The organism is Streptomyces sp. NPDC087901 (genome assembly GCF_044742205.1).
Lineage (GTDB): Bacteria > Actinomycetota > Actinomycetes > Streptomycetales > Streptomycetaceae > Streptomyces.
In genome coordinates, this window is sequence record NZ_JBIUUC010000004.1 from 185,377 (window position 1) to 204,686 (window position 19,310).

A 19,310-nucleotide genomic window follows, 5' to 3' on the forward strand; every position below is an offset into this window, starting at 1 on the left:
GTGCCCGGACACGGAGAGCGATTCACCCGTTCGGCAGGTGTGCTGTTCGACCGGCATACGGGCCATGGGCACGGCCCTCGTCAGCCGGCGTTCTGTTCCTCGGCCAGAATCCGCCCCAGCGCTTCTTCCAGATTGCCCTCGAAGTCACCCAGCGTGCACTCCTGCCCGAGCGGCACGAGCTTGTCCGTCCGGTCGAGAAACGCCACGAGAGGCGCCGTGCCGGCCCGGAACAGCGCACGGTCAGCCCCCACCTGGAGCCGGATGTGGACGTCGGACAGCCCTTCGGGCTCCGTCGGCCCGATGTGCACATCGCCGTCACCACTGGGGCTGTTGAGACCGTCGAGCAGCAGCTCACGGCCGAAAGCCCAGGTGACGGGGGCGTCGCCGGGCAGATGGAAGGTCATCCGGATCGCGTACGGATCGCACACTTCGTACCGGAGCTCCACCGGGATCCGGAAAGAGAGCTCCTCGGAAACGAGGAAGCTCATCATGACCTCAGCTTGAACCGACTCGCGCATCGTTCAACCCCGCAGTAGATGAATCTGGCCAGGAATGATCCCCCATGGCCCTATTGACGCCATCGTGGTGCACCCGATAGCAGATCACAAGGAGTGATTTTTCAGATACTGATAGAGAACACGAACGAACGCAAGAGGCTGGCCACTTCGCCACGTAGTCGTTCGACTGCGGGGAGCAACCGTTCTGACTGGTCGAGGGGGACCGAAATGGCCATCGCGGCGGCCGTGAATCCGGCCGTGATCGGGATGGCCGCGCAGACCGTCCCGAGGGCGTATTCCTGCCGTTCGATGACAGGTTCCATACGCTCGACCGACCGCAGCCGCTCAAGAAGTGCCGGGCGGTCGCGCACGGAGTAGCGCGTCAGCGGCCGTACCGGATGCCGGTCCAGGTGGTCCTCGCGGGCCTGCTCGTCGAGCTGACTCAGCAGACACTGGCCGATCGCATGTGCATGCCCCGTCTCGCCGAAGGCTGCCCACTCCTCCACCGCCGGCGCAGCGGGGGTGTCCGCGACCGCGACGAGTTCGATCTCACCGTCGCGGTAGACGGCGCAGTACACCGGGGCACCGATGATGTCCCGCCACCGCCCCAGGGACTGGGTCATTCTGCTGCGACGATTCTGCAGTGCGCCGTCGTCCACCAGCCGCTCCGCGGCGGCGCCGAAGAGGAAGACGCCGTTCTCCCTGCGCAGATATCCCTCGTGTGTCAGGGTGCGCAGCAGGTGGTAGGCGGTGGGAAGGGGGAGTCCCGCTTCCCGTGCCAGCTGTTTGGCCGGAGCCCCGTCGCGATGGGTGCCCACAGCCTCCAGCAGCCTCAGCGCCCGCTGAACCGATCCGATCAGCGTCGGAACAGCGGTAGTCGATGCCGTGGTCAACGGTCACCCCCAGGCGTGGTGACGGGCGGTCAGCCCGCCCGTGGGGGCCGCCCCCACAGATCTGCCGCAGGCCTGGGGTCCAGAAGGCCGGATGCCGTACAAACCACTGGTCAGGGTGGCGACTGACGGTGTTTTCCCAGGTGGCGGCAGCGGACTGCCACTGTATCGGGAGCATCCGGACCGGGTGCCGTTTCACCTTCCGCTTAGCTCAGCTGGGCTAACCGTACGGTCGGCCGTGCGGTTACCAGTCGCTTCGCGAGGAGGACGACATGAACTTCCGTACGACGAAGACGAGCCCGCCGACCAGGATCGCGACGAGCAGGATCTTGAACAGCAGCCAGATCACGAAACCGACGATGCTGGCGATCAGGCCACCGAACACGACGATCGCGATGACAGGCACCGCGATCCACTTCACCCACCAGGGCATCCCCGCGAATATCTCCCGCACGGCCATCGTCCTTACCTCGTCTCTGTGAGTTCCTGCTTCGATGCTAGAGGCGCGGGGGCGGGCTGCGGGGCTCCGGAGCCCTTGAACTCCCCTGATCCATCCCCTAGGGATCCCCGAGGTGCGGCTCAGCCCTCGGGCGGCGAGAAGACCACCATCACCCGCAGGTCCTCGGTGATGTGGTGGAACTTGTGGGCCGCGCCGGCAGGTACATACACGACACTTCCTCTGCCCACCTGCGTCGTTTCCATGCCCACGGTGATCGAAGCGCGCCCGCTGACGACGAAGTAGACCTCGTCCTGGTTGTGAGGCTGCTGCGGGTCGAGTTCACCGGCGTCCAGGGCGTACAGACCGACAGACATGTTCCGTTCGCGGACGAACTGGAGGTAGGCGCCGTCGTTTGCGGCCCGTTCCGCCTCCAGTTCGTCCAGTCTGAATGCCTTCATGGCCCATCCGCCCCTTGTCTCTGTCCAGCCGGTGTCCGCCACCGATCATGTCTGCCACGATCAGACACATGAAGAATTTTGTAGTCAAGACGATCGCCAACGCGGGTGCGCTGGCCGTGGCCATCTGGCTGCTCCAGGACATCACGCTGACCGGCGGCAGCACCGGACGCAAGATATTGACCCTGGTCCTGGTCGCGCTGGTCTTCGGCCTGGTCAACTTCCTCGTCAAGCCGGTGGTGAAGCTGCTCACGCTGCCGCTCTTCATCCTCACACTGGGGTTGATCACCCTGGTGGTGAACGCCCTGATGCTGCTGCTGACCTCGTGGCTGGCCGACGTGCTGGATCTGAGCTTCCATGTCGACGGCTTCTGGACCGCTGTCCTCGGTGGTCTGATCGTTTCGATCGTGTCCTGGGCGCTGAACGTCGTCCTGCCCGACGAGGACTGAACCCTGGGTACCTGAAACAGTGACGACGAGACCGGCGACAGACCGGGGAGAGAAGCGAGGGCACGGAATGAGCACCATGGGCGACGGAACCCGGGCAGTACGCGCGGGCCTGCCGGAACCGCAGCAGTACGAACCCACTCTCCCCGGTCCGGTCTTCGCCGCGCACTTCCATCTGTCCGGCGAGCCGACCGGGCCGTACACCTACGGGCGCGACACCAATCCGACCTGGACCCATCTGGAACGGGCCATCGGGGAACTCGAAGCGCCGGGGGAGCACGTCGAGACCACGGTCTTCGCCTCCGGCATGGCGGCGATCTCGGCGGTCCTGCTGTCCCAGGTGCGCACCGGCGATGTCGTCGTGCTGCCCGACGACGGCTACCAGGCACTTCCGCTGGTGCGTGCGCAGCTGGAGGCCTACGGCGTCGAGGTGCGCACCGCCCCGACGGGGGGCGACGCCCAGCTGGCACTGCTGGAGGGGGCCCGGCTTCTGTGGATCGAGACCCCGTCCAACCCCGGGCTCGATGTCTGTGACGTGCGTCGGCTCGTCGAGGCGGCGCACGCGGGCGGCACACTGGTGGCCGTCGACAACACCCTCGCCACCCCGCTCGGCCAGCGCCCGCTGGAGCTCGGCGCCGACTTCTCGGTGGCCAGCGACACCAAGGGCATGACCGGTCACGGTGACATCCTGCTCGGCCATGTGACCTGCCGCGACTCCGAGCTGGCGGCGGGGGTGCGGCGCTGGCGCAAGGTGGTCGGCGCGATCCCCGGCCCCATGGAGGCCTGGCTCGCTCACCGCTCCCTGGCCACGCTGGAGCTGCGAATCGAGCGGCAGTGCGCTAACGCCCTCGTGCTTGCCGAGGCCCTCGCCAAGCAGCCGGAGGTGAGCGGACTGCGCTACCCCGGTCTGCCCACCGATCCCTCGTACCCGAACGCCGTGCGGCAGATGCGGCGCTTCGGCTCCGTCGTGTCGTTCGTACTGGCGGATCGCGGGACCGCGGAGCGCTTCCTCTCGGCGCTGCATCTCGCCGAGGACGCGACCAGCTTCGGAGGCGTACGTTCCACCGCGGAACGCCGGGCCCGCTGGGGCGGCGACGCCGTGCCGGAAGGCTTCATCCGCTTCTCCGTCGGGGCCGAGAACGCGGCCGACCTGGTGGCCGACGTCGAACGTGCGCTGGCCGAGGCCGTGACCGGGAGCTGACCTCCCCACCGCGGTACGGTACGGACGGTCCGAGCCTCCCCCCTCGTGGCTCGGACCGCCCCGGTCCCCCGCCTTCTCCTCGCGAAGAACCGCCTCGACAAGGCTAGTTGACTCTGCGTCAGTGTCCAATCACAGTAGCGGCAGCGACCTATCGACATATTTATAGTTGTCCTGGTCCGACGGTTCGCGGGTGAGAGGGGACGGACATGGACCTGGCCCTGTTGCGCACCTTCGTCACCGTGCACCGCGCCGGCTCGTTCACCCGCGCTGCCGCGCTGCTCGGCCTCTCCCAGCCCGCCGTGACCTCGCAGATCCGCACCCTGGAACGGCAACTGGGCCGCCCGCTCTTCCTCCGCCGGGCCCGCGGCGTGACACCCACCACCATCGGCGACGAGCTCGCGCACCGGGCGGCCCCCCATCTGGACGCCCTGGTCGAGATCGCCGAGACCGAGCTCGACGAGGAGTCGGGCGTACGGACGCTGCATCTGGCGGGCCCACCGGAGTTCACCTCCCTGCGGGCTCTGCCTGCCCTCACCCCGCTCATCGCCCAGGGGCTCGCGCTGCGCAGCTCGTTCTCCGCGGACACCGACGAGACGCTCGACGGTCTTGCCGCCGGGCACCATGACCTGGCCATCGTCACGGCCCGGCCGCGCGGCGGGCTGCTCACCGCCGCCCCGCTCTGTGACGAGGAGCACGTTCTGGTCGCAGCACCCCGGTGGGCCGGACGTCTGGGACCGGGAACGCTACGGCGCAACGGCCCGGTGGTCCTGGAGCAGCTGCCGGTGGTCGAGGTGCACGAGAGCCTTCCCCTGGTCTCCCGTTACTGGGCGGCGGTCTTCGATACCCGCCCCGCGGCGGCCGGGGCGGTCATCGCTCCGGATCTGCGGGCGGTCCTGGAATGCACGGCGGCGGGGGCGGGGCTCGCCGTGCTGCCCCGTTATCTGTGCGAGGGCGCACTGGAACGGGGAGAGGTGGTGGCGCTCCTCGATCCACCGGTTCCGCCCCTGCGTACCTACTTCCTGGCCGCGCGGACCGGCACGCTCGCGCTTCCGCATCTCGCTCGGGCACACGATTTGCTGCTGCGCGCCGCAGCCGACTGGTGACCGCAGGGCGGTCCAGCAGGCGTCAGGTGTTTCAGAACCGGTTCTGCGGGCCACTCTCTTGCCATGACCGAACGTCCTGTGGTCAAGCGCACCGCACGCGCCGTCCTGCTCGATGGCAACGACCTCATCCTCATCAAGCGCACCAAGCCAGGGGTGGACCCGTACTGGCTCACACCGGGTGGCGGGGTCGAGCGCGAGGACGCAACCGTCATCGAAGCCCTGCACCGCGAGTTGGACGAGGAGCTCGGCGCCAAGATCACTGATGTGGTGCCCTGCTTCGTCGACACCGTGGAACACATCGAGAGCGGCGGGGTGAAGGGCGTCAAGGTCCAGCACTTCTTCGTCTGCCGACTCGAATCGATGGACCTGTCCCTGCGCCACGGCCCCGAGATCGACGACCCCTGCGGGGAGTACGACGTCGTACGCGTTCCGTTCAGCAGGGTCGGGATCGCCGCCGTTCACCTCGTACCGCTGTCACTGCGGCACTACCTGGACGGCAACATCGAGGGTGTCCGAGCGATGCACGCGCCCGACCTGGGCTGATCCGCGAGGGCGCATCGACTCGCGACAGCCCCTCCCCTCTGGCCTCGGGCCGGCCCCGTGGAGGGGCGGATCCCACCTTTCGGGCGAGCGGGCCCCGCCGCGGGCCCGCTCCAAAGTCCCTCGTACGCCGAAGCCAGTACGCGGGGATACTCCCCTCGGCAGATGACCCATCAAGCGGCCGGCTGCACCGTGTTTCACGTGAAACCACTTAAGCGCCGCACCCGCAAGAGCCTCCTCGTCGCCCATGTATCGGTATCCGTCAGCTGGCTCGGTCTCACCGCCGGCCTGCTGACGCTCGGCATCACCGCTTTCGCGACCGGCGATCCGGTCACCGCGCAGGCCGCCACCCGGGCCATGAAGATCTTCGGTGACTGGCTTGTCGTCCCGGTCGCCCTGGCTGCCCTGATCAGCGGCCTGATCCTGTCACTCGGCACCCCCTGGGGACTGGCCAGACATCGCTGGGTCTGGACAAAGTTCTGGCTCACCCTGGCCACGACGGGACTGTCGGTCTTCTCGTTGCGCCCGGCCATCAACGAAGCCGCGGAACGCGGGTCTGTCGACATCAGCCTCGTCGTCGCCCCTTCGGTGGCCGCCGCGACCTACCTCTTCATGACCGCGATCTCCGTACTGAAGCCCTGGGGACCGACCCGACGCGGCCGACGGCTGCGTATCTCGACCAGATCCGTTAAAGCGGTGGACGAGCGATCGCTGCGTCGGACAGCCTGACCCCTATGCCCAGCTCATTGCCCCGCCCACTCGCCGACCTGCCCGTCCGGCGTCTCACCCGGGACGATCTGGTCCCGTGCGCCGATCTCAGCGAGGACCGCGGCTGGCCCCGCGACGAGCACAGGTGGGGACTGCTCCTCACCGCGGGAACGGCCTACGGCATCGACGATCCTGGGGGCAAGGGTCTGATGGCGACCTGCGTGGTGACCTCATACGGTCCGGACATGGCCGCCATCGGCATGCTTCTGGTCGCCGGGCGCTACAGCCGCCAGGGGGTCGCGCGGTACCTGATGCAGCGGGTGATCGACTCGACCGGGGGCGCTCCCCTCAGCCTCTATGCGACGCCGGCAGGCCAACCGCTCTACGAAGAGCTCGGGTTCAGGGCGGTGGGCCGGGCCCAGCGGGTGAGCGGGCACTTGCGGCCGGACGCGGAGCCGAGCAGTCGCGGAACGGGGGTTCACGCGGGTCCGGCCGCCGGTGCGGGCCCGGCTATCCGCCCTGCCACGGCGGGCGATCTGCCGGCCCTGCTCCGTCTGGACTCGGAGGCCTTCGGTCACGACCGGATGCAGCTCCTGGCCCGCCTCCCCGCCTTCGCCGACCATCTACGGGTCGCCGAGGACGGCGGGGAACTCGTCGGGTACGCCGCCCTGTGGCCCAGTTCGGACAACCATGTGGTCGGGCCGCTGATCGCACGGGACACCGCCACGGCGAAGCTGCTTGTCATCTCGCTCGCCGGGGCGACGGACCGGGCGCTGCGTGCGGACATCGACGCCCGTCACGAAGAGCTGCTGGCCTGGTTCGGTGCATGCGGCCTGGAGCCCGGCACGGCGACCACGGTCATGCGACTCGGGAACCAGTCACCGGCGGGGGACTGGACACGGAGCTTCGCGCCGCTGAGCGTGGCGACGGGCTGACGCCTGGCAGGTCCGTTCGAACCACCGGGATCACCGCGCCGGTTCGGTCCCTGCTCAGTTGTCGAACCACACGGTGAGCCGGACGTTCTCGTCCCCGTGAACGGCGGCGAGGGCTTCCATCACGGACCACACCGGCTTCCACTCGCCTTCCGGCGGCACTGCGTCGCGCCTCGTCATCCGCTCCAGCCGGTAGAGGCGGTCGCCGTCCCGCCACTCCGTTCCCTCCGGCCAGTCCGTCCGGCCGTAGCGATCGCCGGCACGGGTTGCGGGATCAGCCGGGAGCCCAGCCGCTTTGGCGAAGCGAGCGCTCCATGCCGCCTTGGAGACGAAGACCCACGTACCGTCCACCGCTTCGTACTCATGGATCCGTCGGTCCGTGCTTTCGGCGGACTCGTCCCAGTCGACGCACTTCAACTCGCTCCACGCGATCCAGCTGGAGCTGTGCGCGCTGGAGGCCCAGTCGTCGAAATCCGCACGTGCGGCGTCGGAGATGAGTTCGGGCAGCCCCCGCTCCGCCGCGAGGGGAACGAAGCCTGCGTAATTGCGCACGCCGAACAGGCAGCCGAAGGCGTCATAGTCCCGGCCCAGGTAGAGCAGGTCGAGGTCGATGGCCGCCGACCACGCGTCCTCCGGCTCCGCCCATCGTGACCGGCACTCGATGAATCCGTGAATGTCGGCTCCCATGCACGGAGATTCTCCAGACACATGGAAGCCGACACCAGCGAATTACCTGGCGCAGGGCAGGTGCGACCTCAGACGAGACCGGCCGCGGCAGCGGTCGCGAACCCGTGGTCCTGCTCGGGCGCACCGCCACCGACCCCGACGGCGCCGATCAGCCGGCCGTCGCGATGGACCGGGACGCCTCCGGCGATGAAGAGCAGCGGCCGGTCCAGTGCGGTCGGAAGGGTATGGAAGAGCCCGCCGGGCTGGACTGCCTCGACGAGGTCGGCCGTGGGGGCGTCGAGCTGCAGCGCCGTGTACGCCTTGCGGGTGCTGGTCTCACCGGCGATGAGAACGGCCCGGTCGTCGCGGCGGAAGGCCAGCAGGTGGCCGCCCGCATCCAGGACGGTGACGGCTGCCGCGACGCCTGCGGCCTCGGCGGCCGTTCGGGCCGCCTCGATCAGTGCCTCCGCGTCCTGCGTGGTCAGGGGGGCTACAGCGGCGGTGAGCGTGCTCATGGGGGGCTCCTTGGTGTGGTGCGGTGATGGGTGGGGGATACGGGGTGGTCAGTGCCGGGCGGCCGCGGGTACGGCGGCCGACTCCGGAGCGTGGGTGGTCACGAGGCGGCTCCGGGCGGCCGCGCGGCGCTCCAGGGTGCTGGAGACGACGGCGAGCACCAGCGCGGAGGCGGCGAGCACCGCACCGACCCAGTTGGGTGCGGTGTAGCCGAGACCGGCGGCGATGACGATGCCGCCGAGCCATGCGGACAGGGCGTTACCGAGGTTGAAGGCGCCGATGTTCACCGCGGAGGCGAGAGTCGGGGCGCCGGCCGCCTGGTCGAGCACCCGCTTCTGCAGCGGGGGCACGGTCGCGAAGCCCAGGCCACCGATCAGGAAGATGGTGACGGCTGCCGCGATCTGGTTGTGGGCGGTCAGCGTGAACAGCGACAGGACGACGGCGAGCCCACCCAGCGACACGTACAGCAGCGGCATCAGACGACGGTCGGCGAACCTGCCACCGAGCAGATTCCCTCCGACCATGCCGAGGCCGAAGAGCACCAGCAGCCAGGTGACGGAGGAGGCCGAGTAGCCGGCGATCTCCGTCATCATCGGCGTGATGTACGTGATCGCCGCGAAGACTCCGCCGAAGCCCAGCACGGTCATCGCCATGGCTAGCAGTACCTGCACGTTGCGGAAGGCGGCGAGTTCGTGGCGGAGCCGGACGCCTTCGGGGCGGGGCTGGTCGGGCACGAGCCGGGCCACTCCGAGCAGACCGATGACACCGAGAGCGGCGACAACGAAGAACGTGCTCCGCCAGCCGGCGCTCTGACCGATGTAGGTGCCCAGCGGCACACCGACGACGTTGGCGACGGTGAGGCCCGTGAACATCATGGCGATCGCACCGGCCTTCTTGTGCGGGGCGACCAGATCGGCTGCCACCACCGATCCGATGCCGAAGAAGGCGCCGTGGGCGAGTGAGGCGATCACCCGGCCCGCGAGCATCACTCCGAAGACGGGGGCGGTCGCGGAGACCACATTGCCGATGACGAACAGCGCCATCAGGATCATCAGCATGCGCTTGCGGCTGACCCTGGTGCCGAGGAGGGTCATCAGAGGGGCTCCGATGACGACACCGAGCGCATAGCCGGTGACGAGGAAGCCTGCGGTCGGGATCGAGACCTGGAAGTCCGCAGCCACCTCGGGGAGCAGCCCCATGATCACGAACTCGGTCGTTCCGATACCGAATGCCCCGATGGCGAGGGCGAGGAGCGCGAGCGGCATGGGTTTCACCTTCCCTGGAGATTGCGTCTGCGCCTTACGAGCGTCCACAATAATTGCAGACGCGGGCTAATTGCAAGCGCGGGCTATTGCGCTCGTCGCCTATCCTGGACGCAAGCAACTCCGGCACGGAGGAGAGACCCCATGACAGCGACGGACCCGGCACTGACCGCCCTTTCCCAGGGCTGGTGCGCGCTCTCCCTGCTCCACGGGAAGATCGAGGCCCATATCGAGCGGGCACTGCAGGCCGGGCACGGCCTCAGCGTGCGGGAGTACTCCCTGCTGGACGTCCTGAGCCGACAGCACAACGGAACCGGTGGTCATCTTCAGATGAAGCAGGTGGCCGACGCCGTCGTGCTCAGCCAGAGCGCCACCACCCGTCTGGTGACCCGCCTCGAGAACCGGGGCCTGCTGACCCGGTATCTCTGCGACACCGACCGAAGGGGCATCTACACCGACGTCACCGAAGCCGGCCTCACGCTGCTCTCCGAGGCCCGGCCGACCAATGACACCGCCCTGCGGGCCGCACTGGACGAGGCAGCCAAGAACCCCGAACTGGCCCCGCTCGTCCGGACGGTCGAGGAGCTGAAGGTTCCCGCGTAGCGGGCCTCCGTAAGGGGTCGCAGCGTAGGCTGCCGATCATGAGCGATCTGGAAATCCGTCCTGCGGCCGTCGGCGATCTCAACGAGATCGTGGCTATGCTCGCCGACGATCCGCTGGGCGCCCAGCGCGAGTCGCCGGACGATCTCACCCCCTACCTCACGGCGTTCCGCCGGCTGGCCGACGATCCCCATCAGCATGTGATGGTCGCCATACGCTCGGACCGCGTCGTAGGGACGCTCCAGCTGACCGTGATCCCGGGCCTCTCCAGGCGCGGCTCGACCCGGTCGGTGATCGAGGGCGTCCGCGTCCACGCGGACGAGCGCGGCAGCGGTCTCGGCACGCGGCTGATCCAATGGGCCGTGGATGAATCACGGCGGCAGGAATGCCAGTTGGTCCAGCTGACCTCCGATGCGACTCGGGCCGACGCGCATCGTTTCTATGAACGGCTCGGTTTCGTGGCCAGCCACGTGGGCTTCAAGCTCACCCTCTGACCCCGTCCCCGGCCTCCAAGGGATCGACCGTGCACCGCATCAGCGACGAACAGCGCCGCATCAGGATCGGCCGCCGCCATCTGCTGGCCCCCTCGGTTCGGTCGGAGTCCCCCGTGGCCGTGGCCGACGCCGTCGTCGCCCTGCACGCCACCGACGCGGCCACCGTCTTCCTCTCCGCCTGCGCACGGCTCCGGGTACCGGAGATCGCCGCCGTGGAGAAGAGCCTCTACGAGGACGTCTCGCTGGTCCGCCTGCTCTCCATGCGCAACACCCTCTTCGTCGTGTCCGCGGGGATGGCCCCACGGGTCGAGGCGTCGAACGCGCGCGCTGTCGCCGCCAAAGAACGCAGGACCCTTCTCAGACACCTGGCGGAGGACGGCAACGGGCTGGACGACCAGTGGCTGGCCGGCACCGAGAAGTCCGTACTCGCGGCCCTGGCCTCCCGGGGTTCCGCCACAGGCAGCGAGCTCTCCTCCGCCGTACCCGCCCTGCGCACCAAGATCACGGTCTTTCCCGGGAAGAAGCAGGAGACGGTGCAGGGCGTGGCCTCACGGGTCATCCGCGTGCTGGCCGCCGAAGGACGGATCCGCCGGGACCGGCCCCGAGGATCGTGGACCTCCAGCCAGTTCCGCTGGACGGCGTCCGCGCCCCGGCCCGCACAGGAAACCGACCGGGCGCAGGCGGAGTTGGCCTTGCACTGGCTCCGTTCGTACGGCCCCGCATCCGAGGGAGACCTCAAGTGGTGGACGGGGTGGGGGCTCGGGCAGGTCCGCAAGGCGCTGACAACCGCCGGCGCGGAAGAGGTACGGCTCGACAGCGGTGCCACAGCCTGGGTTGCACCGCAGGACCACGAGCCCGATCCGGCACCCGAACCCTGGGCCGCGCTACTTCCTGCGCTCGACCCGAGCGCCATGGGGTGGGCCGATCGCGGATTCCACCTTCCCGCCGGGCACCGGGCAGCGCTCTTCGACCGCTCCGGCAACGTCGGCCCCACCGTGTGGTGGAACGGCCGGATCGTAGGCGGCTGGGCTCTGCGCGCCGACGGAGAGCCGGTCTGGCGGCTTCTCACCGACACAGGCCGGGATGCCACCGCCGCCATCGAGGCGGAGGCATCCCGGCTTGCGCGCTGGGTGGGGGAGGCCCGGATCACACCGCGCTTCCGCACGCCGCTGGAAAGGGAGTTGACGGCCTGAGCGGCCGCCCGTGCCGTTTCACGTGAAACGGGATGCCCAACTCACCGGACCGCTCAACTCACCTACCCCCTAAACTCACTTGCCCGTTCAATTCCCCAGGCCGCGCCAACCGTCCGCGTCCACGCCACCCGGAACGGCTGCTGCGGGGTCGTACGGCTCACGCGTGAAAACGAACGAACCTAGATCCAGATGGTTCACACTGCCGTCGTCGTTCCGCACGACCCGAAGCGTCTCCCCCGCGTAGTAGCCGTCCAGCCCGATCCAGGCGCCGTCGGGGCGGGCGGTGAATCGAGCACCGCGGCCCTGACCGTTCAAGGTCTGCAGCTCCAGCCCACCATCGGGAGTCAGCCGCAGCATGTTCGTCCGCGTACCCCAGTACCAAGGGCCTGTCAGCGCCAGAAGCTCCGCATCAACCTCGGGCAGCGGGCACCACGGCTCCGGGATACGTGGTTCGGACTCGGCGACGATGTCCACGAGTTCGGCGGCCACCTCACCGATCATCACCCCGGACGTGACGTTGGCGAACACGACAACAGCCACATCGTCCTCGGCACTGAACCAAAGCGCCGCCAGGAAACCGGGAAGCGACCCCGTGTGCCCGATGAGAGTGCGGCCCTTCCTCCGGACCACCTGGAGGCCCAGACCGTAATGACCGTCCCAGCCCCCCGCCTCCGGCGGTGCCGCCGGCTCCTTCATCTCGGCCACGGACGCGGCCGCGAGTACCCGGTCGTCTCCATCGGCAAGGAAGGCGGCGAAGCGCAGGAGGTCCGCAGTGGTGGACCAGAGCTGGCCGGCCGGCGCCATCAGTCCGAGATCCTCGGCCGGTTCGGGCAGCATGACGTCCGCCCACGGATGGACGGCCCAGCCGCCGGCATGCGGGGCCTGCGCCTGCGGGCTCGTCCGGTGCATACCCAGCGGCTCCAGCACCTCGTTCCGCAGTACCTCTGCCCACGAAACTCCGCGTGCCGCTTCGATCAGTGCTCCGAGCAGTGTGTAGCCCGGGTTGGAGTAGTGATGCCGACGGCCGGGAGGATGCATCCTGCTCTGATCGCCGAGCACATCCGCAAGGGCGGGTCGCAGACTGCCAGGCGTCCGCTCCCACCATGGTTCGGGGGACTCGGCACCGAGTCCCGCGCTGTGGCCTAGCAGTTGATGAATGGTGACGTCACCCACGCCCGTACCGGGCAGGTGCTTCTCCAGGGGATCGCCAAGATCCAGCAGGCCTTCGTCCCGCAGCCGCATCACCAGCACGGCAGTGAACGTCTTGGTGAGGGAACCGATCCTGAACTGTGTATCCGCGTCCGGGGCATGGCCGTCGACACAGCTGCGGGAGCCGTTCCAGACGGCCTGCCCCTGTCGTTGAACGGCAGCGGCAACGGAAGGTGAGCGTCCTTCGGTCTGGGCGGTGGCAATACGGTGCAACAGAGCGCGCTGTGTACCCGGGAGCAACTGTTCAGCAGGAGAAGTCATCCTCAACAACTACCTCCCGCACCGAGGCATGGCGAGTTCATTTTCTGCTGCGGGGCGTAAGTCCGACCGGCGGGGACGCGGGCCCACAGAGTTGCGGCAGCGTTCAGGTGAAGTGACCGTCCGCGACGGGGCAGGACTGACGGACATCATCACCGGGGCCATTCCGTCACGCGGCGGCGACACCGGGAGCACAGGGGGCTCCCCCAACGCGTGACCCGGGGCGCAGCGTGCTGTTCGCCCGGCCTCAGAATCCCGCACTCGCGGCCGGGGCGCGGAAGATGAGCATCCGCTGTGCCGAATCGGACTACTTGTTCCGGCTCACCGGCGAGAGGGGCTCCGCCCGTCCGTTTGAAATGCACTTTGCCCACAGCCAACCGCAGGTCCGCGGAGCCCTGGACGTCCTGCTCTCCACCATCGTTCCCGAAGAACGCCACCGGTCCGTCGAACTGGCGGGGTCCGTTGAGGTCTTCTGCCCCCCGCCGAGCTGCTCGCCCGCTGCGACGAGTACAGGGCCCCGAGTCTCCCGGAGCCCTCAGCGCCCAGCGCACCCTGACCGAATGGCAAAGCAGGGCCGAGGCACCCGCTGCCGGAGACAGCAGTTCATGACAGACAGCCGACGACGCGCACGGAGAACCTCCGTGGTCGCGGCTGCCCTCCTTTGACATGTGGCATCTCGGTTGGATGCCGCGTTCGGTGCCGCGTTGGATGCCAAGATCGTGAGATTGTGCCGCGAAATCCGAGACTCCACGATGCCGGATCAGGTCTGCGCCATGTCCACAAAGCGTGAGTAGTGGCCCTGGAAGGCGACAGTGATCGTCGCCGTCGGGCCGTTACGGTGCTTCGCCACGATCAGGTCCGCCTCGCCCGCACGCGGTGACTCCTTCTCGTAGGCGTCCTCACGGTGCAGCAGGATCACCATGTCGGCGTCCTGCTCGATCGATCCGGATTCACGGAGGTCGGAGACCATCGGCTTCTTGTCCGTGCGCTGCTCCGGTCCACGGTTCAGCTGGGAGAGCGCGATGACCGGCAGCTGGAGTTCCTTGGCCAGCAGCTTGAGGTTTCGGGACATGTCCGAGACCTCCTGCTGACGGCTCTCGGCACGCTTCGAACCGCCGGACTGCATCAGCTGCAGATAGTCGATGACCACCAGCTTGAGGTCGTTCCGCTGCTTGAGACGCCGGCACTTGGCCCGGATCTCCATCATGGAGAGGTTCGGGGAGTCGTCGATGTAGAGCGGGGCCGCCGAGACATCAGGCATCCGCCGCGCCAGCCGCGTCCAGTCCTCGTCCGTCATGGTGCCCGAGCGCATGTGGTGGAGCGCCACCCGCGCCTCGGCGGACAGCAGTCGCATCGCGATCTCGTTCCGACCCATTTCGAGGGAGAAGATCACGCTGGGCAGGTTGCTCTTGATCGAGCAGGCGCGGGCGAAGTCCAGGGCGAGCGTGGACTTACCCATGGCGGGCCGGGCCGCGATGACGACCATCTGGCCGGGGTGGAGGCCGTTGGTCAGGGCGTCGAGGTCGGTGAATCCGGTCGGCACACCGGTCATCTCGCCGCTGCGTGAACCGATCGCCTCGATCTCGTCGAGCGCGCCCTCCATGATGTCGCCGAGCGGCAGGTAGTCCTCACTGGTCCGCTGCTCGGTGACGGCATAGATCTCGGCCTGGGCGGAGTTGACGATGTCGTCCACGTCGCCGTCGGCCGCGTATCCCATCTGCGTGATCTTTGTGCCGGCCTCGACGAGTCGCCGCAGGACGGCGCGCTCGTGAACGATCTCCGCGTAGTACGAAGCGTTGGCCGCGGTCGGCACCGACTGGACCAGGGTGTGCAGATAAGGAGCTCCGCCCACCTTGGTGATCTCGCCGCGCTTGACCAGCTCGGCCGCCACCGTGATCGGGTCGGCCGGCTCGCCCTTGGCATAGAGGTCGAGGATCGCCTGGTAGACGGTCTCGTGCGCGGGGCGATAGAAGTCGTGGCCCTTGATGATCTCCACGACGTCGGCGATAGCGTCCTTGCTCAGGAGCATGCCACCGAGGACGGACTGTTCAGCGTCGAGGTCCTGGGGCGGGACCCGCTCGAAACCGGAGGAGCCGCCCTCCCAGCTGTTGCCCTCCCGGCCTCGGTCGTGCTGCTCACCGCGATCCTTGCCCTCGCCCCGTCGCTGGCGGGAAACAGGCAGACGGTCGCTGGGACCGGTGTCGGCCCAGGGGTCGTCCAAAGGCTCGGGAATGCTCATCCGGCCACCTCCTCCCGTCCGCTCCGCGGACCTAGCCGTGCCACTCTTTCTTACGGCACGGCACCGACAATCAGGACGCCCGACTCCGGTTCCGGTGTGTCGGGTTCTGCGGGCTTCCAGGGCCGAAACGAGGTGGGGGCGCCGGACCACGGTAGGCGTCCCGGAAGCGTCAGCCAATCTGGTTATCCACAGGGCATGTGGACGACGGACCAGGTTCTGTGGAGAACTCCACAGAACCTGTGCACGGACCGGGGGACAGCACTGTGGACAAACTCATAACGACGCCACCACCAACCACCTGACCTGCAGTTTCTCCATCCACGGGCTGTGGGGGAGAAAAACTTTCCGAGTCAGCACAAGATCGCGACAACCGGCACATGCCAGAACGTCACGCCGCGGTAATTGTAAGGACTGCAAGACGCTTGCATCTATTACCTGTGGAAGATTAGATTGACTGCCATGATCCAGGCACCGGCGACCCCGCCATCTCGTCGTCGGCGGCACGACCGCGAGATCATCGCGCTCGCCGTCCCCGCCTTCGGCGCGCTCGTGGCCGAGCCCCTTTTCGTGATGGTCGACAGTGCAGTCGTCGGCCATCTCGGCACTCCGCAACTGGCCGGTCTGGCCGTTGCCGCAGCCTTGCTGACGACGGCCGTGAGCATCTTCGTCTTCCTCGCCTACGCCACCACCGCAGCCGTCGCCCGACGGGTCGGCGCCGGCGATCTGGCCTCAGCGATCCGCCAGGGCATGGACGGCATCTGGCTGGCTATCCTGCTCGGCCTCGCCGTCATCGCACTGACCCTCCCCCTGGCCCCTTGGCTCATCGAGGCCTTCGGCGCCTCCGACACCGCAGCCCCTTACGCCACCACCTACCTTCGGATCTCCAGCCTCGGAATCCCCGCGATGCTCGTGGTGATGGCCGCGACCGGTGTGCTCCGGGGCCTGCAGAACACCCGCACCCCGCTCTACGTCGCCATCGGCGGATTCGCGGCCAACGCCGCCCTCAACGCAGGCCTTGTCTACGGCGCCGGGCTCGGCATCGCAGGATCGGCCTGGGGCACCGTGATCGCTCAGATCGGGATGGCCATCGCCTATCTCGTGGTCGTGGTCCGTGGCGCCCGGCGCCACGGAGCCTCGCTTCGTCCCGACATCGCAGGCATCAAGGCCAGCGCCCAGGCAGGCGTCCCTCTCCTGGTCCGTACGCTGTCGCTCCGCGCCGTCCTGCTCATCGCCACAGCCGTCGCCGCCCGGCTGGGCGACACCGACATCGCCGCACACCAGATCGTTCTGTCGCTGTGGAGTCTGATGGCCTTCGCGCTGGACGCCATCGCCATCGCAGGTCAGGCCATCATCGGTCGCTACCTTGGAGCGGGTGACACCAAGGGCGCACGCGAGGCTTGCCGCCGCATGGTGCAGTGGGGCGTCGTCTCCGGCGTGGTGTTCGGAGCCCTGATCGTTCTCGCTCGTCCCCTGTTCGTACCGCTCTTCACCAGCGATCAGTCCGTGCAGGACGCGCTGCTCCCGGCCCTGCTGGTGGTCGCTCTGACCCAGCCTGTCGCCGGGGTCGTCTTCGTCCTGGACGGCGTCCTGATGGGCGCCGGGGACGGGCCCTATCTGGCCTGGGCCATGGTCGTCACACTGGCTGTCTTCGCCCCGGCGGCACTGCTGGTTCCCGTCCTCGGGGGCAGCCTGACGGCCCTGTGGTGTGCGATGGCCCTCATGATGCTCGTTCGCATGGCGACGCTCTGGCTTCGCGCCCGTTCCGGGGCGTGGATGGTCACCGGTGCCACCCGCTGAGCCCGCTAAGACAGCCTGTTTCACGTGAAACAGACCGATCCGGCAACGTCACGTGAAACAGGCTGATCCGGCAACGGCGAAGGGCCGCACCCAGTGGGTGCGGCCCTTCGCTGTTCTGCTGAGGTGCGGCCCAATCAGGCAGCAACAACCTCGACGCCGAGCTTCGCAGCGACCTCGGGGTGCAGACGCACGGACACCTGGTGTCCGCCGAGCGTCTTGATCGGCGAACCGAGCTCAACGCGACGCTTGTCGACATCCGGGCCACCGGCAGCCTTGATCGCCGAAGCGATGTCGGCCGGGGTGACAGAGCCGAAGAGACGGCCGGCGTCGCCGGAGCGAACGGCCAGACGGACCTTCACGGCCTCGAGCTTGGACTTGATCTCGTTGGCCTGCTCGATCGTGGCGATCTCGTGGATCTTGCGGGCGCGGCGGATCTGCGCCACGTCCTTCTCGCCACCCTTGGTCCAGCGGATGGCGAAGCCACGCGGAACCAGGTAGTTACGGGCGTACCCGTCCTTGACGTCAACGACGTCGCCAGCAGCACCGAGGCCGGAGACCTCGTGGGTGAGGATGATCTTCATGATTCGGTCACCCTTCCCTTATCGCGCGGTGGACGTGTAGGGCAGCAGCGCCATCTCACGGCTGTTCTTGACAGCCGTGGCGACGTCACGCTGATGCTGCGTGCAGTTGCCGGTGACGCGGCGGGCACGGATCTTGCCACGGTCGGAAATGAACTTCCGCAGCATGTTCGTGTCCTTGTAGTCCACGTACTGGGTCTTGTCCTTGCAGAACGCGCAGACCTTCTTCTTAGGCTTGCGCACAGGCGGCTTCGCCATGGTGTTTCTCCTGTGTGATCAAGAAGTGGGGGTACGAGCTGCCCTAGAAGGGCGGCTCGTCCGAGTAGCCGCCGCCAGAACCGCCGGAACCGCCGGAGCTTCCGCCCCAACCGCCTCCGCCGCTCTGCTGGCCCCCGCCCTGCTGGCCGCCGGCCGGCGCGCTCGTGGCCCACGGGTCGTCGGCGGGAGCGCCGCCACCACCCTGCTGGCCACCAGCACCGGGACCGCCGCCCCAGTTACCGCCACCCTGCTGACCGCCGCCGTATCCACCCTGGCCGCCCTGGCCGCCCTGACCACCACGACCGGTGGTCTTGGTGACCTTGGCGGTGGCGCTCTTGAGACTGGGGCCGACTTCCTCGACGTCCAGCTCGTAGACCGTGCGCTTGACGCCCTCGCGGTCTTCGTACGACCGCTGCTTCAGCCGGCCCTGCACGACAACGCGCATGCCTCGCGTGAGCGACTCGGCGACGTTCTCCGCCGCCTGACGCCAGACCGAGCAGGTGAGGAACAGGCCTTCGCCGTCCTTCCACTCATTGGTCTGCCGGTCGAAGATGCGGGGTGTGGACGCGACGCGGAACTTCGCGACCGCCGCACCGGACGGGGTGAAGCGCAGCTCGGGGTCGTCGACGAGATTGCCGACGACCGTGATGACGGTCTCGCCTGCCATGGATGAACCTCTCGGCGGGGATTGCTTCTGGCTGCTTGCTGCTACTCGAACCCGATGACCACTGAGCTAGAAGCTCAGTGGATCTCGGGACGGAGGACCTTGGTCCGGAGGACCGACTCGTTCAGGTTCATCTGGCGGTCGAGCTCCTTGACGACCGCAGGCTGGGCCTGCAGGTCGATGACCGAGTAGATGCCCTCGGGCTTCTTCTTGATCTCGTAAGCGAGCCGACGACGGCCCCAGGTGTCGACCTTCTCAACCTTTCCTTCGCCCTCACGGACGACGGAGAGGAAGTTCTCGATCAGCGGGGAGACTGCTCGCTCCTCGAGATCGGGGTCGAGGATGACCATCACCTCGTAGTGACGCAT

23 protein-coding genes are annotated in these 19,310 nt (G+C 68.0%); 10 read left to right on the forward strand and 13 right to left on the reverse strand.

What is annotated here, in order from left to right:
- Positions 1–80: 80 nt before the first annotated feature.
- The 4 genes from ACIOEW_RS14550 to ACIOEW_RS14565 form a co-directional block, all read right to left on the reverse strand.
- On the reverse strand, positions 81–518 hold the full coding sequence (locus ACIOEW_RS14550; RefSeq protein WP_114245561.1) for an SsgA family sporulation/cell division regulator: 438 nt from the start codon (positions 516–518) through the stop codon (positions 81–83).
- A 101-nt stretch (positions 519–619) separates the two neighbouring features.
- Entirely contained in the window at positions 620–1,390 is a 771-nt protein-coding gene (locus tag ACIOEW_RS14555; protein ID WP_401964068.1) for an IclR family transcriptional regulator, read from the reverse strand.
- Positions 1,391–1,631: 241 nt separating this feature from the next.
- Positions 1,632–1,847 carry a DUF5326 family protein gene (locus ACIOEW_RS14560; RefSeq protein WP_362540103.1) on the reverse strand — a complete coding sequence of 72 codons (216 nt, stop codon included), beginning with the start codon at positions 1,845–1,847 and terminating at the stop codon, positions 1,632–1,634.
- A gap of 119 nt (positions 1,848–1,966) precedes the next feature.
- A complete protein-coding gene (locus ACIOEW_RS14565; RefSeq protein ID WP_056793130.1) occupies positions 1,967–2,284 on the reverse strand; it encodes a cupin domain-containing protein in 318 nt (105 codons plus the stop codon).
- Positions 2,285–2,352: 68 nt separating this feature from the next.
- On the opposite strand from ACIOEW_RS14565, the gene ACIOEW_RS14570 reads away from it, so the two are divergent.
- The 6 genes from ACIOEW_RS14570 to ACIOEW_RS14595 all read left to right on the forward strand — a co-directional run bounded on the left by ACIOEW_RS14570 (position 2,353) and on the right by ACIOEW_RS14595 (position 7,214).
- Positions 2,353–2,730 carry a phage holin family protein gene (locus ACIOEW_RS14570; protein ID WP_362540100.1) on the forward strand — a complete coding sequence of 126 codons (378 nt, stop codon included), beginning with the start codon at positions 2,353–2,355 and terminating at the stop codon, positions 2,728–2,730.
- A gap of 67 nt (positions 2,731–2,797) precedes the next feature.
- Positions 2,798–3,928, forward strand: a complete 1,131-nt coding sequence (locus ACIOEW_RS14575) for a cystathionine gamma-lyase (protein ID WP_362540097.1) — start codon at positions 2,798–2,800, stop codon at positions 3,926–3,928.
- Between the two features lie 206 nt (positions 3,929–4,134).
- Positions 4,135–5,031 (forward strand): LysR family transcriptional regulator, encoded by an 897-nt coding sequence (locus tag ACIOEW_RS14580; RefSeq protein WP_362540094.1) that lies wholly within the window; start codon positions 4,135–4,137, stop codon positions 5,029–5,031.
- A gap of 63 nt (positions 5,032–5,094) precedes the next feature.
- Positions 5,095–5,574 (forward strand): NUDIX hydrolase, encoded by a 480-nt coding sequence (locus tag ACIOEW_RS14585; RefSeq protein ID WP_362540091.1) that lies wholly within the window; start codon positions 5,095–5,097, stop codon positions 5,572–5,574.
- Between the two features lie 198 nt (positions 5,575–5,772).
- Positions 5,773–6,300 (forward strand): DUF2269 domain-containing protein, encoded by a 528-nt coding sequence (locus ACIOEW_RS14590; protein WP_401964071.1) that lies wholly within the window; start codon positions 5,773–5,775, stop codon positions 6,298–6,300.
- Positions 6,301–6,305: 5 nt separating this feature from the next.
- Positions 6,306–7,214 (forward strand): GNAT family N-acetyltransferase, encoded by a 909-nt coding sequence (locus ACIOEW_RS14595; protein ID WP_401964073.1) that lies wholly within the window; start codon positions 6,306–6,308, stop codon positions 7,212–7,214.
- Between the two features lie 54 nt (positions 7,215–7,268).
- On the opposite strand, the gene ACIOEW_RS14600 is transcribed toward ACIOEW_RS14595, so the two are convergent.
- From ACIOEW_RS14600 to ACIOEW_RS14610, 3 genes are all read right to left on the reverse strand, one after another.
- Positions 7,269–7,898 carry a hypothetical protein gene (locus ACIOEW_RS14600; protein ID WP_362540082.1) on the reverse strand — a complete coding sequence of 210 codons (630 nt, stop codon included), beginning with the start codon at positions 7,896–7,898 and terminating at the stop codon, positions 7,269–7,271.
- Positions 7,899–7,966: 68 nt separating this feature from the next.
- The gene (locus tag ACIOEW_RS14605) at positions 7,967–8,392 is read right to left on the reverse strand and encodes a heme-binding protein (protein ID WP_401964076.1); all 426 of its coding nucleotides are present in this window, start codon (positions 8,390–8,392) and stop codon (positions 7,967–7,969) included.
- A 48-nt stretch (positions 8,393–8,440) separates the two neighbouring features.
- Positions 8,441–9,655: an MFS transporter gene (locus ACIOEW_RS14610; protein WP_362540076.1), complete on the reverse strand. Its 1,215-nt coding sequence runs from the start codon at positions 9,653–9,655 to the stop codon at positions 8,441–8,443.
- A 141-nt stretch (positions 9,656–9,796) separates the two neighbouring features.
- Between ACIOEW_RS14610 and ACIOEW_RS14615 the strand changes: the two genes are divergently transcribed.
- Genes ACIOEW_RS14615 through ACIOEW_RS14625 form a run of 3 tightly spaced genes read left to right on the forward strand, consistent with a single transcriptional unit; the run spans position 9,797 to position 11,939 of the window.
- Positions 9,797–10,255, forward strand: a complete 459-nt coding sequence (locus tag ACIOEW_RS14615; protein WP_362540074.1) for a MarR family transcriptional regulator — start codon at positions 9,797–9,799, stop codon at positions 10,253–10,255.
- Positions 10,256–10,293: 38 nt separating this feature from the next.
- Positions 10,294–10,746, forward strand: a complete 453-nt coding sequence (locus ACIOEW_RS14620; protein WP_401964078.1) for a GNAT family N-acetyltransferase — start codon at positions 10,294–10,296, stop codon at positions 10,744–10,746.
- A gap of 29 nt (positions 10,747–10,775) precedes the next feature.
- Positions 10,776–11,939 carry a winged helix DNA-binding domain-containing protein gene (locus ACIOEW_RS14625; RefSeq protein WP_401964079.1) on the forward strand — a complete coding sequence of 388 codons (1,164 nt, stop codon included), beginning with the start codon at positions 10,776–10,778 and terminating at the stop codon, positions 11,937–11,939.
- A gap of 87 nt (positions 11,940–12,026) precedes the next feature.
- Here ACIOEW_RS14625 and ACIOEW_RS14630 read toward each other — a convergent pair whose 3' ends face one another.
- Together ACIOEW_RS14630 and dnaB are read right to left on the reverse strand one after the other, a co-directional pair.
- The gene (locus ACIOEW_RS14630) at positions 12,027–13,409 is read right to left on the reverse strand and encodes a serine hydrolase domain-containing protein (protein ID WP_401964081.1); all 1,383 of its coding nucleotides are present in this window, start codon (positions 13,407–13,409) and stop codon (positions 12,027–12,029) included.
- A 757-nt stretch (positions 13,410–14,166) separates the two neighbouring features.
- Positions 14,167–15,645, reverse strand: coding sequence for a replicative DNA helicase (gene dnaB, locus ACIOEW_RS14635; protein WP_350988346.1), 1,479 nt, complete (start codon positions 15,643–15,645; stop codon positions 14,167–14,169).
- Positions 15,646–16,104: 459 nt separating this feature from the next.
- Here dnaB and ACIOEW_RS14640 point away from each other — a divergent pair, with 459 nt between their 5' ends.
- Positions 16,105–17,442 carry an MATE family efflux transporter gene (locus ACIOEW_RS14640; RefSeq protein ID WP_401964082.1) on the forward strand — a complete coding sequence of 446 codons (1,338 nt, stop codon included), beginning with the start codon at positions 16,105–16,107 and terminating at the stop codon, positions 17,440–17,442.
- 134 nt (positions 17,443–17,576) lie between these two features.
- On the opposite strand, the gene rplI is transcribed toward ACIOEW_RS14640, so the two are convergent.
- The 4 genes from rplI to rpsF all read right to left on the reverse strand — a co-directional run bounded on the left by rplI (position 17,577) and on the right by rpsF (position 19,310).
- A complete protein-coding gene (gene rplI / locus ACIOEW_RS14645) occupies positions 17,577–18,023 on the reverse strand; it encodes a 50S ribosomal protein L9 (RefSeq protein ID WP_073733221.1) in 447 nt (148 codons plus the stop codon).
- An 18-nt stretch (positions 18,024–18,041) separates the two neighbouring features.
- Positions 18,042–18,278 (reverse strand): 30S ribosomal protein S18, encoded by a 237-nt coding sequence (rpsR, locus tag ACIOEW_RS14650; protein WP_003967857.1) that lies wholly within the window; start codon positions 18,276–18,278, stop codon positions 18,042–18,044.
- A 43-nt stretch (positions 18,279–18,321) separates the two neighbouring features.
- The gene (locus tag ACIOEW_RS14655) at positions 18,322–18,945 is read right to left on the reverse strand and encodes a single-stranded DNA-binding protein (RefSeq protein WP_393059282.1); all 624 of its coding nucleotides are present in this window, start codon (positions 18,943–18,945) and stop codon (positions 18,322–18,324) included.
- A 74-nt stretch (positions 18,946–19,019) separates the two neighbouring features.
- On the reverse strand, positions 19,020–19,310 hold the full coding sequence (gene rpsF / locus ACIOEW_RS14660) for a 30S ribosomal protein S6 (protein WP_148019639.1): 291 nt from the start codon (positions 19,308–19,310) through the stop codon (positions 19,020–19,022).

Excerpts from the sequence above, each read along its gene's own strand:
- ACIOEW_RS14550 (WP_114245561.1), bottom strand. The coding sequence starts at position 518 with ATGCGCGAGTCGGTTCAAGCTGAGGTCATGATGAGCTTCCTCGTTTCC.
- ACIOEW_RS14560 (WP_362540103.1), bottom strand. The coding sequence starts at position 1,847 with ATGGCCGTGCGGGAGATATTCGCGGGGATGCCCTGGTGGGTGAAGTGG.
- ACIOEW_RS14565 (WP_056793130.1), bottom strand. The coding sequence starts at position 2,284 with ATGAAGGCATTCAGACTGGACGAACTGGAGGCGGAACGGGCCGCAAAC.
- ACIOEW_RS14570 (WP_362540100.1), top strand. The coding sequence starts at position 2,353 with ATGAAGAATTTTGTAGTCAAGACGATCGCCAACGCGGGTGCGCTGGCC.
- ACIOEW_RS14575 (WP_362540097.1), top strand. The coding sequence starts at position 2,798 with ATGAGCACCATGGGCGACGGAACCCGGGCAGTACGCGCGGGCCTGCCG.
- ACIOEW_RS14580 (WP_362540094.1), top strand. The coding sequence starts at position 4,135 with ATGGACCTGGCCCTGTTGCGCACCTTCGTCACCGTGCACCGCGCCGGC.
- ACIOEW_RS14585 (WP_362540091.1), top strand. The coding sequence starts at position 5,095 with ATGACCGAACGTCCTGTGGTCAAGCGCACCGCACGCGCCGTCCTGCTC.
- ACIOEW_RS14595 (WP_401964073.1), top strand. The coding sequence starts at position 6,306 with ATGCCCAGCTCATTGCCCCGCCCACTCGCCGACCTGCCCGTCCGGCGT.
- ACIOEW_RS14600 (WP_362540082.1), bottom strand. The coding sequence starts at position 7,898 with ATGGGAGCCGACATTCACGGATTCATCGAGTGCCGGTCACGATGGGCG.
- ACIOEW_RS14605 (WP_401964076.1), bottom strand. The coding sequence starts at position 8,392 with ATGAGCACGCTCACCGCCGCTGTAGCCCCCCTGACCACGCAGGACGCG.
- ACIOEW_RS14610 (WP_362540076.1), bottom strand. The coding sequence starts at position 9,655 with ATGCCGCTCGCGCTCCTCGCCCTCGCCATCGGGGCATTCGGTATCGGA.
- ACIOEW_RS14615 (WP_362540074.1), top strand. The coding sequence starts at position 9,797 with ATGACAGCGACGGACCCGGCACTGACCGCCCTTTCCCAGGGCTGGTGC.
- ACIOEW_RS14620 (WP_401964078.1), top strand. The coding sequence starts at position 10,294 with ATGAGCGATCTGGAAATCCGTCCTGCGGCCGTCGGCGATCTCAACGAG.
- ACIOEW_RS14630 (WP_401964081.1), bottom strand. The coding sequence starts at position 13,409 with ATGACTTCTCCTGCTGAACAGTTGCTCCCGGGTACACAGCGCGCTCTG.
- dnaB (WP_350988346.1), bottom strand. The coding sequence starts at position 15,645 with ATGAGCATTCCCGAGCCTTTGGACGACCCCTGGGCCGACACCGGTCCC.
- ACIOEW_RS14640 (WP_401964082.1), top strand. The coding sequence starts at position 16,105 with ATGATCCAGGCACCGGCGACCCCGCCATCTCGTCGTCGGCGGCACGAC.
- rplI (WP_073733221.1), bottom strand. The coding sequence starts at position 18,023 with ATGAAGATCATCCTCACCCACGAGGTCTCCGGCCTCGGTGCTGCTGGC.
- rpsR (WP_003967857.1), bottom strand. The coding sequence starts at position 18,278 with ATGGCGAAGCCGCCTGTGCGCAAGCCTAAGAAGAAGGTCTGCGCGTTC.
- ACIOEW_RS14655 (WP_393059282.1), bottom strand. The coding sequence starts at position 18,945 with ATGGCAGGCGAGACCGTCATCACGGTCGTCGGCAATCTCGTCGACGAC.
- rpsF (WP_148019639.1), bottom strand. The coding sequence starts at position 19,310 with ATGCGTCACTACGAGGTGATGGTCATCCTCGACCCCGATCTCGAGGAG.